Genomic DNA, 15,253 nt, shown 5'->3' on the forward strand with positions numbered 1-15,253 from the left:
GCGGGCGACGCGAGCCGCGCCGGCGAGTTCGGCGCGCGCCATGCGAGCCAGCTCCGCGGGCGCCGGGGTGCCCTCGGGCGGGCGGGGTGCGGGGCGGCGCACAGGCCGCTGGGTCATGGCTCGGGGGGCGGCGGCCAGGGTTCGCGGGCGGACGAGTCGGAGCCTGGAGTCGCGCGGGATACGGGACGTCACGGGTGCAGTCTTCCGGTTGACGGTCCGAAAACCCAAACGGAATGTCACGCGGGGCTACAGGGGTGGCCAATGCAACGGGTCTGGCGAGCACTGGCACGGGTGGACGGGCGGGTGGTTCGGGGCTAACCGGAAGCCATGGAGCGGGTGAGGGGAGGCAGGGTCGAGAGGAGGCCGCATCAGCTGCCGCCGCATCAGCCGGTCGTGCGCCGGCTACATCAGCGGGGTGAGGAATCGGCGGAGGGCCTCTTCGTAGCCGGCCGGGTCGGCGTTCCACATGGCGCCGTGCGGGGCGTGCCGGACCGTGTGCAGGGTGACCAGGTCGGTGCGGCTGTCGGCGAGGCTTCGCGAGTACGACCAGGGGGCGACCGTGTCGTCCGGGCCGTGCAGCACGAGGACCGGCACCTCGAGCCGGTAGGGGTCGGACGCGCCCTGGTCCTGGTCGCCGCGCAGGCCTGTACGGCCCTGAGCGGCGCGGACGGCCAGCGGCAGCAGTGGGCCCGGGGTGCGCCGTGCGGCGGCGAGGGCGCGCAGCGTGCTCTGCCAGCTGAGGACGGGTGAGTCCAGGACGATCCCGGAGATGCGGTCGCGCACCCCGGAGTGGGCGGCTGCGCGCAGGGCCATGGTGGCGCCGGTGGACCAGCCGTGCAGGACGACCTGTTCGGCGCCGTAGCGCACGGCGTGGCGGATGGCCGCGTCGAGGTCGCGCCACTCGGTCTCACCGAGATGACCGAGGCCGTCCGGGGAGCGGGGTGCGCCGGCGTCGCCGCGGTAGGCGAGGGCGAGCACGGGAAAATGGTGGCGGTGCAGGAACTCCATGATGTTCATGGAGTGTTCGCGCGTGGTGCCCAGGCCGTGCACGGTGATCACCCAGGTCTCGCGGGTGCCGGGCACGAACCAGGCGGGCAGGGTGCCGAGTTCACCGGGGATGTTCATGTCCGTGTGGTCGAGGCCGAGCGCGCTGCTCGGGTCGCCGATGTGCACGCTCGGGGTGAACCACACCCTGTCGCCGGGTTCCAGCGAGCCGCGCGTGACGCGCTCCAGACGGCGTACGACCGTGTCGGCGGGGTGCGGGGCGGTGTCCAGGACCGCACCGACCACCGCGTGGCCCGTCTGGCCGCTCAGGCCGTACACGCCGGGGCGTTGGGAGGCCAGGGCTCGGGTGAGCGTGATCTGGCCCGCGGCCGTTGCGTGCACGGTGAGCCGGGGCTCGGTGGGCAGCGGTTTGCCCGGCGGCGCCTTCAGGGCGGCGTCGCTGGCGAAGCGGCCGGCCGCGACGGTGGCGGCCCCGGCGGCTACGGCGGCGGTGACGGCCGCGGCCGTCGCTTTGACAGTGCGCACGGGTCCAGTCTCCTGACGGAACCCGCTGTCGGCCAGCCGAAGGGAGCGCCTGTCACGGCTGGCCGTATCCCTTGATCCGCTCCCCCACCTCCGCGAGCTCCTCGCGGCTCAGCAGCGTGGGCGTGTGGCCCGGCAGCGAGGACGCCGTCAGCCACAGGCGGCACATCCACTCCAGTTGGGCCGTGCGGTCGTAGGCCTGGGGGAGGCTGGTGCCGTAGGTGAGGGTGCCGTGGTTCTGGAGGAGGCAGCCCGTGCGGTCCCGTAGAGCACGGAGCATGTTCTCAGCCAACTTTTCCGTGCCATAAGTGGCATAGGGTGCAACTCGGACAGGGCCGCCGAGCGCGGCGGCCATGTAGTGGATGGGCGGCAGCTCCCGCACGAGGGTCGAGACGGCCGTGGCGTGCACGGCGTGCGTATGAACGACGGCACCGGCGTCGGTGGCGCGGTAGACCGCCAGATGCATGGGCAGTTCGCTGGTCGGAACGAGTGAACCGAGCACCTGCCGGCCGTCGAGACCGACCCCGCAGACATCATCGGGCCCGAGGCGGTCGTACGGGACTCCGGTCGGCGTGACCAGGACAGTGTCCCCGACCCGAACCGACACGTTGCCCGAGGTGCCGACGACCAGCCCGTCGGACACGGTCCGGCGGGCCGTCGTCACCAGATCTCGCCACGCCCGCTCCACCGCCTCACGCGCCTCCCGCGCGCCCCGCTCCGTCGCCTCCCGCGCGCCCCGCTCTCCCACGTCCCGTCCGTCTCCTGGATCCCGCCGCTGTTCAGCCATGCCGCGATCCTGCCAGCCGCGCACGTCAACGAGGCGCGGGCGAGGGCACTTTAGGGCGGAATCCGCACATCCGGCAGGGCGCGAAGAGGCGTGTATCGCCCGCGAGAGCGATTGGCCGACTGCCGACGGGTTTTCCGGGATCTTCCCATAACCTCTGGGAGATTTGTCGTGCACGCCGCCATTCCGGGGGGAAATATGGCCCGTGATCGCAAACCGTCCCGCAGTCGTCACGCCCGCATCGCCGCGGTCTCCGTGGCGGCCCTCGCCATCGGGGGGACCGCTCTCGCCGAGGTGCCGGTCTCGGCGGCCGGCCGGCCCAAGGGACACGACGTCTCCTCTCACCAGAAGAACGTCAACTGGCCGAAGGCGAAGAGCAAAGGCGCCACATTCGTGTACGTGAAGGCGACCGAGTCCCACACGTACCGCAACCCGTACTACGGCCAGCAGTACCACGGCGCACGCAACGCGGGACTGGTCCGCGGGGCGTACCACTTCGCGCTGCCGCACAAGTCGTGGGGCAGGACCCAGGCCGCGTACTTCGTGCGCAACGGGGGCGGCTGGCGGGCGGACGGCTGGACGCTGCCGCCCGCTCTCGACATCGAGTACAACCCGTACGGCAAGCACAAGTGCTACGGCCTGAGCAAGGCCAGGATGGTCAGCTGGATCAAGTCGTTCAGCGACGAGGTGAAGCGGCGGACGGGCCGCCGCCCGGTGATCTACACCAACTACAACTGGTGGAAGGTGTGCACCGGGAACAGCTCCGCTTTCGCCTCGAACCACGCGCTGTGGCTGGCCCGCTACGGCTCGACGGCGGGGGCCCTGCCGAAGGGGTGGAAGTTCTGGACCTTCTGGCAGTACGACAACGGCGGAAGCCTGCCGGGCGACCAGAACCTGTTCAACGGATCCCTGAACCAGCTCAAGAAGTTCGCGAGGGGCTAGGGAGTATTGGATCACCCCTCGGGGCCAGGCCCTGACGGAACGTAATATTCCGCCTCAGTTCGACTGCCACGCCGCCCCTCGACACAAACGGAGGGGCGGCTTCTTGCTTCGATACACTCCGCAGTCCGGCTGCGTTCATCTTCCGTTCATCCAGGTTGCCTATGGTCCACGTGCCAATGACGTCCAAAAGAAGCCCGGGTAAATGGAAAACTTCTCGCTGATCCTCGCGATCGTGGTTGTCACCGCCCTCGCGTTCGATTTCACGAACGGTTTCCACGACACCGCCAACGCGATGGCCACCACCATCTCGACCGGCGCGATGAAGCCCAAGGTCGCGGTGGCCATGTCCGCCGTGCTCAACCTTGTCGGCGCCTTCCTGTCCATCGAAGTCGCGAACACGATCTCCAAGGGTCTGGTAAACGAAGACGGCATACAGCCCGAAGTCATTTTCGCGGCACTCGTAGGCGCCATCCTCTGGAACCTGCTGACCTGGCTCGTCGGGCTCCCGTCCAGCTCCTCGCACGCCCTCATGGGCGGCCTCATCGGCGCCACCATCGCCTCGGCGGGCGTCAGCGCGGTGCACGGCGACGTCCTCGTCACCAAGGTGCTGATCCCGGCGATCGCCGCCCCGCTGGTCGCGGGTCTCGCGGCGATGTTCGCCTCCCGGCTGACGTACAAGCTGGGCAAGAACGCGAACGGCGAGGCTTCCAAGAAGGGCTACCGCGCGGGCCAGATCGCCTCCGCCGGTCTCGTCTCGCTGGCCCACGGCACCAACGACGCGCAGAAGACCATGGGCATCATCACCCTCGCCCTGGTCGCCGGCGGTGCCATCGCCCCCGACTCGGACCCCCCGACCTGGGTCATCCTCTCCGCCGGTATCGCGATCGCGCTCGGCACGTACCTGGGCGGCTGGCGCATCATCCGCACGATGGGCAAGGGCCTCACCGACCTCCAGCCGCAGCAGGGCTTCGCCGCCCAGACCAGCGCGGCCACGGTCATCCTGGCCTCCTCGCACCTCGGCTTCTCCCTGTCCACCACTCACTCGGTCTCCGGCTCGGTGATGGGCGCGGGCCTCGGCCGCAAGGGCGGCGTGGTCCGCTGGTCCACCGCTACCCGGATGTTCATCGCCTGGGGCCTCACGCTCCCCGCCGCGGCCCTGGTCGCCGCGATCGCGGAGTACGCGACCTCCTTCGGTACCTGGGGCACGACATTCGTGGCCGTCTTCCTCGTCGCGTCCAGCGCCGCCATCTGGGTGGTCTCCCGCCGCGAGGTGGTCGACCACACCAACGTCAACGACACCGCGGAACCCGCCGGTGTGGTGACCACGGCGCTCGCCGCCGTCGCCCCTCCCCCGGCCGGCACCGTGACCGAGGACCTCACGGACACCACCCCGGCCTCCAGCGAGACCTCGGCGAACTCGTCGGCGTCGTCGGCCACGGTCTGAGCACCGAGCACCCAGGCACGAAGGAAGAATCAGCATGCACATCGACTGGGCAGCCCTCGGCTCCGTCTTCGGAGTCAGCCTCATCGCCACCATCGCCCTCGTGGGCCTCTTCACCCTCGGCATCGTCGGTCTCTCGCGACACGAGCAGGCCTCGGCACAGGGCGGCTCGGCCGCCCTCTCGGTCACCGGCGCATACGCCTGCTTCGCGGCGTGCGCGGCGGCGGTGGCGTACGGGATCTATCTGATCGTGGCCTGACCGGACCCCACTGGTCCACACACCGTTGGTCCACACATCGTCCCGCGGGCGGGGAAGTACGAGCCGTACTTCCCCGCCCGCGGGTTTTCCGCGCGGCACGGCGTTTCGACCGAGCGGCCGGGCAGCGACAGGGCGACCGCGCCACACGCCGCGTGTGGGCCTCAGCACACTCTCCTTGCGCAGGTCAACAGCAAGTTGACNGCGTTTCGACCGAGCGGCCGGGCAGCGACAGGGCGACCGCGCCACACGCCGCGTGTGGGCCTCAGCACACTCTCCTTGCGCAGGTCAACAGCAAGTTGACGGGTCTTCCAACCCGTGGTGGACTGCCGGAGCCATATACGGCGGCAGGAGAGGAAGCCGGTGCGAGTCCGGCGCGGTCCCGCCACTGTCACCGGGGAATCGATCCCCCGGGAGCCAGGAACTCTCGCCGTCGGTCTCGTCGAGCCAGGGCGTGGACACCCTGAGTGAGGACATATCGCCATGCGCGGCTGCCTGTTGCGGATCAGTGTGCCGAGTACGAGGGTTCTGCCTGACGTAGCGACGGGCTGAGCCGATGCGTGCCGATCGCGTCTTCGCGTACGGCGCCGCCGCCGGCCTCCTCGGTGACCTGCTGCTCGGCGATCCTCGCCGCGGGCATCCGGTCGCCGCGTTCGGCCGGGCCGCGGGTGCCGTGGAGCGGGTGCTGTGGCGGGACCACCGGGGGTGGGGCGCGCTGCACACCGCTGTGTGCGTGGGTGGTGCCGTGTCCCTCGCGGCCCTCGCCGTGTCGTCCGTACGTCCCTCCCGGACCGCCTCCGTCGCGCTGACCGCCGCCGCCACCTGGGCCGTGGTCGGGGGGACTTCGCTCGGGCGTGAGGCGCGGGCCGTCGGCGGGGCACTGGCCGCCGGGGACATCGAAGCGGCCCGGGAGCGGCTGCCGCACCTGTGCGGGCGGGACCCGCAGGCACTGGACGCCGACGGGATCGCGCGGGCCGTCGTCGAGTCCGTCGCCGAGAACACGTCGGACGCGGTCGTGGGGGCGCTGGTGTGGGGCGCGGTCGCCGGAGTCCCCGGACTCGTGGGCTTCCGCGCCGTGAACACGCTGGACGCGATGGTCGGGCACAAATCGCCCAAGTACCGGCGGTACGGGTGGGCCTCCGCCCGGCTCGACGACGTCGCCGGCTGGCCCGGCGCACGGCTGACTGCAGTCCTGGCCACGGTGGCCGGGGGTGACACCCGGGGCGCGGTACGGGCCTGGCGTACCGACGCCTCGAAGCACCCGAGCCCCAACGCCGGGCCCGTGGAGGCATCGTTCGCGGGGGCGTTGGGTGTGCGGCTGGGCGGGACGCTGTCGTACGGGGGGCGTTTTGAACATCGGCCTGTGCTGAACGGGGAGGGGCGTTCTGTGCAAGTGGAGGACATCGAGAGGGCTGTTCGGTTGTCGCGGAGGGTTGGCTGGCTTGCGCTCGGGGTGTGTGCGGCAGGTGCGCTGCTGCGGGGGCGGGTTGCAAGGCGCCCGGCACAGCACTGCGGCGGTGCCTCATGAGTGGTGGGCTGCTCGTCGCCGGGACCACTTCCGACGCCGGCAAGAGCGTCGTGACCGCCGGGATCTGCCGGTGGCTGGTGCGGCAGGGTGTCAAGGTCGCGCCGTTCAAGGCGCAGAACATGTCCCTCAACTCCTTCGTCACGCGCGAAGGCGCCGAGATCGGGCGGGCGCAGGCCATGCAGGCACAGGCGTGCCGTGTCGAACCCACCGCGCTCATGAATCCCGTACTGCTCAAGCCCGGCAGCGAGCGGAGCAGTCAGGTGGTGCTCATGGGCAAGCCCGTGGGTGAGCTGAGTGCGCGCGGATACCACGGCGGGCGGCAGGAACAACTTCTCGGGACCGTCCTCGACTGTCTCGCCGAGTTGCGGGGCACGTATGACGCGGTGATCTGTGAGGGGGCGGGGAGTCCTGCCGAGATCAATCTGCGGCGCACCGACATCGTGAACATGGGGATCGCCAGGAACGCCCGGCTTCCCGTGCTCGTCGTCGGCGACATCGACCGCGGGGGTGTCTTCGCCTCCTTCTTCGGGACCGTCGCCCTGCTGAGCCCCGAGGACCAGGCCCTGGTGGCCGGATTCCTCGTCAACAAGTTCCGCGGGGACGTGTCGCTGCTGGAGCCCGGCCTTGACATGCTGCACGGCCTCACCGGGAGGCACACGTACGGCGTGCTGCCCTTCCGGCACGGCCTCGGCATCGACGAGGAGGACGGGCTGCGGGTCTCCCTGCGGGGGACGGTACGGGAATCCACCGTCGCGCCGCCCGTCGGCGAGGACGTCCTGCGCGTCGCCGTCTGCGCCGTCCCGCTCATGTCCAACTTCACGGATGTCGACGCGCTGGCCGCCGAACCCGGTGTCGTCGTGCGGTTCGTGGACCGGCCCGAAGAACTCGCCGACGCGGATCTGGTGGTCATCCCCGGCACCCGGGGGACCGTCCGTGCTCTGGAGTGGCTCCGGGAGCGCGGGCTCGCCGACGCCCTCGTCCGCAGGGCCGCCGAGGGCCGCCCCGTGCTCGGCATCTGCGGCGGCCTCCAGATCCTCGGCGAGCACATCGAGGACGACGTCGAGTCCCGGGCGGGACAGGTCGACGGCCTCGGAGTCCTGCCCGTACGGGTGCGGTTCGCCCGCGAGAAGACCCTCACCCGCCCCGTCGGGGAGGCGCTCGGCGAGCACGTCGAGGGGTACGAGATCCACCACGGGATAGCCGAAGTCGCCGGCGGCGAGCCCTTCTTGGACGGTTGCAGGGTCGGCGCCGTCTGGGGCACCCACTGGCACGGCTCGCTGGAGTCGGACGGTTTCCGGCGGGCCTTCCTGCGCGAAGTGGCGGCCGCCGCGGGGCGCCGCTTCGTTCCGTCCGCCGACACGTCGTTCGCCGCGCTGCGCGAGGAACAGCTCGACCGGCTCGGCGACCTGATCGAGGAACACGCGGACACGGACGCGCTGTTGCGGCTCATCGAGTCGGGCGCGCCACAAGGACTGCCTTTCATTCCACCGGGAGCGCCCGCATGAGCACAGTGTTGTTGTTGTCGACCGCCGACACCGATCTGCTGGCGGCGCGTGCCTCCGGTGCCTCCTACCGGATCGGCAACCCGACCCGGGTCGATGCCGCGCAGGAGCTGCCCGCGCTCGTCGAGGGCTCGGACATCGCCGTCGTACGGCTGCTGGGCGGCAAGCGCGCCTGGGAGGAGGGCCTGGCCGCGCTCAAGGCGTCCGGCGTGCCGACCGTGCTGCTCGGCGGGGAGGCCGTGCCCGACGCGGAGTTGATGGCCGAGTCGTCCGTGCCGGCGGGTGTGGTGGCGGAGGCGCTGCGGTACCTCGTCGAAGGCGGCCCGGACAACCTCGCCGAACTGGCCCGGTTCCTGTCCGACACCGTGCTGCTCACGGGTGAGGGCTTCGTCGAGCCGCAGAAGATGCCCGAGTACGGGGTTCATGGGGAGCGTCCGCGGGTCGAGGGCCGCCCGACCGTCGGCGTCCTCTTCTACCGGGCCCACGAACTCAGCGGCAACACCGCCTTCGTGGACACCCTGTGCGACGCGATCGAGGCGCGGGGCGCCAACGCCCTCCCGGTGTACTGCGGTTCGCTGCGCGGTGCGGACGCCGGACTGTACGAGATCCTCGGGCAGGCCGACGCGCTCGTCGCCACCGTGCTCGCGGCCGGCGGCACGCACGCCTCGCAGGCGTCCGCGGGCGGCGACGAGGAGGCCTGGGACATCGGGGCGCTCGCCGACCTCGATGTCCCCGTACTGCAAGGGCTCTGCCTGACCTCGTCGAGGAGCGCCTGGGACGAGTCCGACGCCGCCCTCTCCCCCATGGACGCGGCGATGCAGGTCGCGATCCCGGAGTTCGACGGACGGCTGATCACCGTCCCCTTCTCCTTCAAGGAGCAGGGACCGGACGACGTCCCGGTGTACGTCGCCGACCCGGAGCGGGCCGCACGGGTCGCCGGGATCGCCGCACGGCACGCGCAGTTGAAGCACAAGGCGAACGCCGACAAGAAGCTCGCCCTCGTCTTCACCGCCTACCCGACCAAGCACTCGCGCGTCGGCAACGCGGTCGGCCTCGACACGCCCGCCTCCGCCGTACGGGTCCTCGACGCGCTGCGCGACGCCGGGTACGCCCTCACCGAGTACCCCGCGGGCGGCGACGAGTTGATCCACCGGCTCATCGCGGCCGGCGGCCACGACGTCGAGTGGCTGACGGAGGAGCAGCTGGCCGCCGCGCCCGCGCGCGTACCGCTGGCCGACTACCGGGCGTGGTTCGACAAGCTCGACCCCGAGCTGCGGGAGGGCATGCTGGAGGCGTGGGGCGAGCCGCCGGGCTCCCTGTACGTGGACGGCGACGACATCGTGCTGGCCTCCCTGCAGTTCGGGAACGTCGTCGTCATGATCCAGCCGCCGCGCGGCTTCGGCGAGAACCCGATCGCGATCTACCACGACCCGGACATGCCGCCGTCGCACCACTACATGGCGGCCTACCGGTGGCTGGAAAACTCATTCGGCGCCGACGCGATCGTGCACATGGGCAAGCACGGCACCATGGAGTGGCTGCCGGGCAAGGGACTCGGGCTGAGCGGCGGCTGTGCGCCGGACGCGGTCCTCGGCGACCTGCCCCTGATCTACCCCTTCATCGTCAACGACCCCGGCGAGGGCACCCAGGCCAAGCGCCGCGGGCACGCCACGGTCGTCGACCACCTCGTACCGCCCATGGCGCGTGCCGACACGTACGGCGACCTGGCCAAGCTGGAGCAGCTTCTCGACGAGTACGCCCTCGTCTCCGACCTGGACCCGACGAAGGCCCCGGCGGTACGCGCCCAGATCTGGACGCTGGTCAAGGCGGCCGAGCTGCACCACGACCTGCATGTGGACGATCAGCCGGACGACGACGAGTTCGACGAGTTCGTCATGCACATCGACGGCTATCTGTGCGAGATCAAGGACGTGCAGATCCGCGACGGCCTGCACATCCTGGGCGGCGGGCCGGTGGACGAGGCCCGCGTCAATCTCGTCCTCGCCGTGCTGCGTGCCTCGCAGGTGTGGGGCGGACAGGCGAACGCCCTTCCGGGGCTGCGCGCCGCGCTGACCGAGCACTTCGGGCTGGTCGAGAAGGAGCTGCTGGCCGAGCCGGGGGCGCCGGTGAAGGTGCCGGTCGAGCTGACGGATCTGGTGGACGGCCCGGCGCGTACGGCCGCCGACGCCATCGACCTGCTGGAGCAGCTGTGCCGGCGGATCGCCGAGGGCATGGAGGAGCGCGGCTGGGCGGTCGCGGAGAGCCGTGCTCTCGTAGGGGACGTCCTGGGCACCGAACTTCCGGACGCGGTCGCCGTGCTGGAGTTCGCGTGCAACGAGGTCGTGCCCCGGCTCGCCCGCACCACCGACGAGATCGGCCACATCCTCAAGGCGCTGGACGGCGGTTACGTCCCGGCGGGCCCGTCGGGCTCCCCCACGCGCGGGCTGGTCAATGTCCTGCCGACCGGCCGGAACTTCTACTCCGTCGACCCCAAGGCCATTCCGTCCCGGCTGAGCTGGGAGGTCGGGCAGTCGCTGGCGGACTCGCTCGTGGCCCGCTATCTGCAGGACACGGGTGAGTACCCGAAGTCCGTCGGCCTCACCGTCTGGGGTACGTCGGCCATGCGCACCCAGGGCGACGACATCGCCGAGATCCTGGCGCTGCTCGGCTGCCGCCCGGTCTGGGACGACGCCTCGCGCCGCGTGACCGGCTTCGAGGTCGTTTCCCCGGAGGAGCTGGGCCGGCCGCGCATCGACGTCACGGTCCGTATCTCCGGCTTCTTCCGGGACGCGTTCCCGCACGTGGTGGGTCTGATCGACGACGCGGTGCGGGCGGTGGCCGAGCTGGACGAGCCGGCCGAGTCCAACTTCGTCCGGGCGCACGTGGACGAGGACACCGCCGAGCATGGCGACAGGCGGCGCGCGACGGCCCGTATCTTCGGCTCGAAGCCGGGGGCGTACGGGGCGGGCCTGCTCCCGCTGATCGACGCCCGCAACTGGCGCTCCGACGCCGACCTCGCCGAGGTGTACGCGGTGTGGGGCGGCTATGCGTACGGGCGCGAACTCGACGGGCGGGCAGCGCGCGGGGACATGGAGACGGCGTTCAAGCGGATCGCGGTCGCGGCGAAGAACGTGGACACCCGCGAGCACGACCTCGTCGACGCGGACGACTACTTCCAGTACCACGGCGGGATGGTCGCCATGGTGCGGCATCTGACGGGGGCGAGCCCCGAGGCGTACGTGGGTGATTCAGCGACCCCGGACCAGGTGAAGACGAGGACTCTCGGCGAGGAGACCCATCGCGTTTTCCGGGCCCGGGTGGTCAACCCCCGCTGGATGGCGGCCATGCGCAGGCACGGCTACAAGGGCGCTTTCGAGATGGCTGCCACGGTGGACTACCTGTTCGGCTACGACGCGACGGCGGGCGTGGTCGACGACTGGATGTACGAGAAGTTGGCGAGTGAGTACGTGTTCTCGCCGGACAACCAGGACTTCATGCGGAAGTCCAACCCCTGGGCGCTGAGGGGCATTACTGAGCGCCTGTTGGAAGCCGCGGACCGGGGCCTTTGGGCGGAGCCGGACCAGGAGACCCTGGACCGGCTCCGGGCGACCTACCTCGAGCTTGAGGGAGATCTGGAGGGGGATGCATGATCCTCCTCGCCACCCCCGCGTCGGCGGGGACCACTGGATGTACGAGTGACTCAGCGCGGAGTACGTCGGACCACCCCCGCGTGAGCAGGGACCAGGCTCTGACCGTGACAGCTGGGCAGCCGCAGCGCCTGCCGCTGCGGCACGAAGCACCTGAAGGAGTGATTGCCGCGTGAGTACCCCGTTTCCGTTCACGGCCGTTGTCGGTCAGGACGACCTGCGGCTCGCCTTGCTGCTGAACGCCGTGTCGCCCGCGGTGGGCGGTGTCCTTGTCCGTGGGGAGAAGGGCACGGCCAAGTCCACGGCCGTACGCGCCCTTTCGGCGCTGATGCCGGAGGTGGACGTCGTCGCCGGGTGCCGTTTCTCCTGCGACCCGGCCTCCCCCGACCCCGCCTGCCCGGACGGGCCGCACGAGACAGGCTCCGGGGCGTCCCGTCCCGCGCGCATGGTCGAACTGCCCGTCGGCGCCTCCGAGGACCGGCTCGTGGGTGCGCTGGACATCGAGCGGGCGCTTGCCGAGGGAGTGAAGGCCTTCGAGCCCGGCCTGCTCGCCGACGCCCACCGCGGGATCCTCTACGTCGACGAGGTCAACCTGCTCCACGACCACCTCGTCGACCTGCTGCTGGACGCGGCCGCGATGGGCGCCTCGTACGTCGAGCGTGAAGGCGTCTCCGTACGACACGCATCCAAGTTCCTCCTCGTCGGGACCATGAACCCCGAAGAGGGCGAGCTGCGGCCGCAGTTGCTCGACCGGTTCGGGCTGACCGTCGAGGTCGCCGCCTCGCGGGAGCCCGACCAGCGGGTCGAGGTCGTGCGGCGACGGCTCGCTTACGACGACGACCCGGCCGGCTTCGCGGCGCGCTGGGCCGACGACGAGGCCGCCGTACGGGCGCGGATCGTGGCGGCGCGGGAGTTGTTGCCGTCGGTGCGGCTGGGCGACGGGGCGTTGCGGCAGATCGCTGCCACGTGCAGCGCTTTCGAAGTGGACGGGATGCGCGCCGACATCGTGATGGCGCGGACCGCGACGGCGCTGGCCGCGTGGGCCGGGCGGACTGATGTCCTCGCGGAGGACGTGCGACAGGCGGCTCTGCTCGCGCTGCCGCACCGGCGGCGGCGTAATCCCTTTGATGCGCCGGGACTTGACGAGGACAAGCTCGACGAGACGCTGGAGGAGTTCGGCGGCGGGGACGACTCCGGCGACGAGGATCCGGATCCGGACGGGCCCGGTGGTGGCGGGCAGCCGCCGCAGGACGGGCCGGACGGGGATGACTCCCCCGCCGCTGATGTTCCACAGGGCGAGCCCTCGGAGGGCGATGGGCAGGCGCCGGCCGCGCCCGGCGGCGGCGAGCAGTCTCCAGCACGCGCGGCCGAACCCTTTCGCACCAAGATGCTGAGCGTGCCCGGCCTCGGCGAGGGGGCCGCCGGGCGGCGGTCGCGGGCACGCACCGAGCACGGCCGTACGACCGGTGCGCGGCAGCCCCGCGGAACGCTCACCAAGCTGCACCTGGCGGCGACCGTGCAGGCCGCGGCTCCGCATCAGCGGGCTCGCGGGCGGTCGGGGCCGGGGCTCGTCGTAAGGCGGGACGATCTGCGCCAGGCCACCCGGGAGGGGCGTGAGGGGAACCTCGTGCTGTTCGTGGTGGACGCCTCCGGGTCGATGGCCGCCCGGCAGCGGATGAGCGCGGTCAAGGGGGCCGTGCTGTCGCTGCTGCTCGACGCGTATCAGCGGCGGGACAAGGTGGGGCTGGTGACCTTCCGAGGGACCTCGGCCGAGGTCGCGCTGCCGCCGACCTCGTCGGTGGACGCGGCGGCGGCGCGGCTGGAGTCGCTGCCCACCGGTGGTCGGACGCCACTCGCCGCGGGGCTGCTGAAGGCCCACGAGGTGCTGCGGGTGGAGCGGCTGCGGGATCCCGCGCGGCGTCCACTCGTCGTCGTGGTGACGGACGGACGGGCCACGGGCGGGACGGATCCGGTGGCGCTCGCGGGACGGGCCGCCGGGCTGCTCGCGGCCGGCGAGGTCGCGTCCGTGGTCGTGGACTGCGAGTCGGGGCCGGTGCGGCTCGGCCTCGCCGGGCAACTCGCGGGTGAACTCGGCGGTTCGGCCGTGACGTTGGACGAGCTGCGGGCCGACAGCATCGCCGGGCTCGTACGAGATGTGCAGGGAACCAGTCGTCACAGGAGGGCCGCGTAATGCCTCAGGGACAGCCGAGTGTCGTGCCGGACGACGGGCTGACGACTCGTCAGCGCCGGAATCGTCCGCTGGTCGTCGTGCACACGGGGATCGGCAAGGGCAAGTCCACCGCCGCTTTCGGACTTGCGCTGCGCGCCTGGAACCAGGGGTGGCCGATCGGGGTGTTCCAGTTCGTCAAGTCGGCGAAGTGGAAGGTCGGCGAGGAGAACGCGCTGCGGGTGCTCGGGGCGTCCGGCGAGGGTGGATCCGTCGACTGGCACAAGATGGGCGAGGGCTGGTCCTGGGTGCAGCGCGACTCCCAGATGGACAACGAGGAGAAGGCTCGCGAGGGGTGGGAGCAGGTCAAGCGTGACCTCGCCGCCGAGACGTACAAGCTGTATGTCCTCGATGAGTTCGCCTATCCCATGCACTGGGGGTGGGTCGACGTGGATGAGGTCGTGGCGGTGCTCCAGGATCGGCCGGGGACCCAGCATGTGGTGATCACCGGGCGGAACGCGCCCGAGAAGCTCCTCGACTTCGCCGATCTCGTGACCGACATGTCCAAGGTGAAGCATCCGATGGACGCCGGGCAGAAGGGGCAGAGGGGCATCGAGTGGTGATGTTCTCGTGAAGTCCTCGTCGTCCGTGCCCCGGCTGGTCATCGCCGCGCCCTCTTCCGGCAGCGGCAAGACCACCGTTGCCACGGGGCTGATGGCCGCGTTCGCCTCGCGGGGGCTTGCCGTGTCTCCGCACAAGGTCGGGCCCGACTACATCGATCCCGGGTATCACGCGCTCGCGGCGGGGCGCGTGGGGCGGAACCTCGACGCGTACCTGTGCGGGGCGGAGTTGGTCGCGCCGCTGTTCGCGCATGGTGCGCGCGGGTGCGATGTCGCCGTCGTCGAGGGTGTGATGGGGCTGTACGACGGGGCTGCCGGGGAAGGCGAGCTGGCGTCCACGGCACACGTGGCGAAGCTGCTGCGCGCGCCGGTCGTGCTCGTCGTGGACGCCTCGTCGCAGTCGCGGTCGGTGGCGGCCCTGGTGCACGGGTTCGCGTCCTGGGATCCGGAGGTGCGGGTCGGGGGCGTGATCCTGAACAAGGTCGCGTCCGAGCGGCACGAGGAGCTTTTGCGGGAGGCGTTGGACTCGGCCGGGGTGCCGGTGCTGGGTGTGCTGCGGCGGGTTGCTCAGGTGGATACGCCTTCTCGTCATCTTGGGCTGGTGCCTGTTGCCGAGCGGCGGGCTGCGGCGGTGGAGGCCGTGGAGGCGATGGCCACGCAGGTGCGTGACGGGTGCGATCTGGATGCGCTGGTCGCGCTGGCGCGCAGCGCGCCCGCGTTGTCTGGTGCGGCTTGGGATGCGGCTGAGGCCATCGCTCTCTCGCCCCCGCCGCCCCTTCCCAATCCCGACCCTGGGGGCTCCGCCCCCAGACCCCCGTGTCGGCCTGAACGGCCTCGTC

Annotated in this window: 11 protein-coding genes, 1 pseudogene and 1 riboswitch; of the genes and pseudogenes, 9 read left to right on the forward strand and 3 right to left on the reverse strand. The window is 71.2% G+C overall.

Features of this window, described 5'->3' with window-relative positions; genetic code table 11:
• From FGD71_RS48000 to FGD71_RS20110, 3 genes and pseudogenes are all read right to left on the reverse strand, one after another.
• Positions 1-192: pseudogene (locus tag FGD71_RS48000) on the reverse strand (hypothetical protein); the annotation flags it as partial.
• A 210-nt stretch (positions 193-402) separates the two neighbouring features.
• Positions 403-1,530: an alpha/beta hydrolase gene (locus FGD71_RS20105; protein ID WP_119101861.1), complete on the reverse strand. Its 1,128-nt coding sequence runs from the start codon at positions 1,528-1,530 to the stop codon at positions 403-405.
• A 52-nt stretch (positions 1,531-1,582) separates the two neighbouring features.
• Positions 1,583-2,314: a class II aldolase/adducin family protein gene (locus tag FGD71_RS20110; protein ID WP_119101862.1), complete on the reverse strand. Its 732-nt coding sequence runs from the start codon at positions 2,312-2,314 to the stop codon at positions 1,583-1,585.
• 195 nt (positions 2,315-2,509) lie between these two features.
• Here FGD71_RS20110 and FGD71_RS20115 point away from each other — a divergent pair, with 195 nt between their 5' ends.
• The 9 genes from FGD71_RS20115 to FGD71_RS20155 form a co-directional block, all read left to right on the forward strand.
• Positions 2,510-3,253 (forward strand): lysozyme, encoded by a 744-nt coding sequence (locus tag FGD71_RS20115; protein ID WP_119101863.1) that lies wholly within the window; start codon positions 2,510-2,512, stop codon positions 3,251-3,253.
• A 202-nt stretch (positions 3,254-3,455) separates the two neighbouring features.
• Positions 3,456-4,697: an inorganic phosphate transporter gene (locus tag FGD71_RS20120; protein WP_119101864.1), complete on the forward strand. Its 1,242-nt coding sequence runs from the start codon at positions 3,456-3,458 to the stop codon at positions 4,695-4,697.
• 34 nt (positions 4,698-4,731) lie between these two features.
• Positions 4,732-4,953, forward strand: coding sequence for a hypothetical protein (locus FGD71_RS20125; RefSeq protein ID WP_119101865.1), 222 nt, complete (start codon positions 4,732-4,734; stop codon positions 4,951-4,953).
• Between the two features lie 302 nt (positions 4,954-5,255).
• Positions 5,256-5,396, forward strand: a riboswitch (cobalamin riboswitch).
• Positions 5,397-5,506: 110 nt separating this feature from the next.
• Positions 5,507-6,478 carry a cobalamin biosynthesis protein gene (locus tag FGD71_RS20130; protein WP_119101866.1) on the forward strand — a complete coding sequence of 324 codons (972 nt, stop codon included), beginning with the start codon at positions 5,507-5,509 and terminating at the stop codon, positions 6,476-6,478.
• Entirely contained in the window at positions 6,475-7,983 is a 1,509-nt protein-coding gene (locus FGD71_RS20135) for a cobyric acid synthase (RefSeq protein WP_119101867.1), read from the forward strand. The genes FGD71_RS20130 and FGD71_RS20135 overlap by 4 nt, the downstream gene beginning before the upstream one ends.
• The gene (gene cobN / locus FGD71_RS20140; RefSeq protein WP_119101868.1) at positions 7,980-11,630 is read left to right on the forward strand and encodes a cobaltochelatase subunit CobN; all 3,651 of its coding nucleotides are present in this window, start codon (positions 7,980-7,982) and stop codon (positions 11,628-11,630) included. The genes FGD71_RS20135 and cobN overlap by 4 nt, the downstream gene beginning before the upstream one ends.
• 169 nt (positions 11,631-11,799) lie before the next feature.
• The gene (locus FGD71_RS20145) at positions 11,800-13,818 is read left to right on the forward strand and encodes a putative cobaltochelatase (protein WP_119101869.1); all 2,019 of its coding nucleotides are present in this window, start codon (positions 11,800-11,802) and stop codon (positions 13,816-13,818) included.
• A complete protein-coding gene (gene cobO, locus FGD71_RS20150) occupies positions 13,818-14,417 on the forward strand; it encodes a cob(I)yrinic acid a,c-diamide adenosyltransferase (protein WP_119101870.1) in 600 nt (199 codons plus the stop codon). The genes FGD71_RS20145 and cobO overlap by 1 nt, the downstream gene beginning before the upstream one ends.
• Before the next feature lie 7 nt (positions 14,418-14,424).
• On the forward strand, positions 14,425-15,253 hold an 829-nt coding region (locus FGD71_RS20155; protein WP_119101871.1), incomplete at its 3' end, for a cobyrinic acid a,c-diamide synthase CobB.

Origin of the sequence: Streptomyces sporangiiformans (assembly GCF_005768555.2) — a bacterium.
GTDB classification, from domain to species: Bacteria; Actinomycetota; Actinomycetes; order Streptomycetales; family Streptomycetaceae; genus Streptomyces; species Streptomyces sporangiiformans.

Coding starts and splice junctions, on each gene's coding strand:
- FGD71_RS20120 (WP_119101864.1), top strand. CDS start 3,456: ATGGAAAACTTCTCGCTGATCCTCGCGATCGTGGTTGTCACCGCCCTC.
- FGD71_RS20110 (WP_119101862.1), bottom strand. CDS start 2,314: ATGGCTGAACAGCGGCGGGATCCAGGAGACGGACGGGACGTGGGAGAG.
- FGD71_RS20130 (WP_119101866.1), top strand. CDS start 5,507: ATGCGTGCCGATCGCGTCTTCGCGTACGGCGCCGCCGCCGGCCTCCTC.
- cobN (WP_119101868.1), top strand. CDS start 7,980: ATGAGCACAGTGTTGTTGTTGTCGACCGCCGACACCGATCTGCTGGCG.
- FGD71_RS20125 (WP_119101865.1), top strand. CDS start 4,732: ATGCACATCGACTGGGCAGCCCTCGGCTCCGTCTTCGGAGTCAGCCTC.
- FGD71_RS20135 (WP_119101867.1), top strand. CDS start 6,475: ATGAGTGGTGGGCTGCTCGTCGCCGGGACCACTTCCGACGCCGGCAAG.
- cobO (WP_119101870.1), top strand. CDS start 13,818: ATGCCTCAGGGACAGCCGAGTGTCGTGCCGGACGACGGGCTGACGACT.
- FGD71_RS20115 (WP_119101863.1), top strand. CDS start 2,510: ATGGCCCGTGATCGCAAACCGTCCCGCAGTCGTCACGCCCGCATCGCC.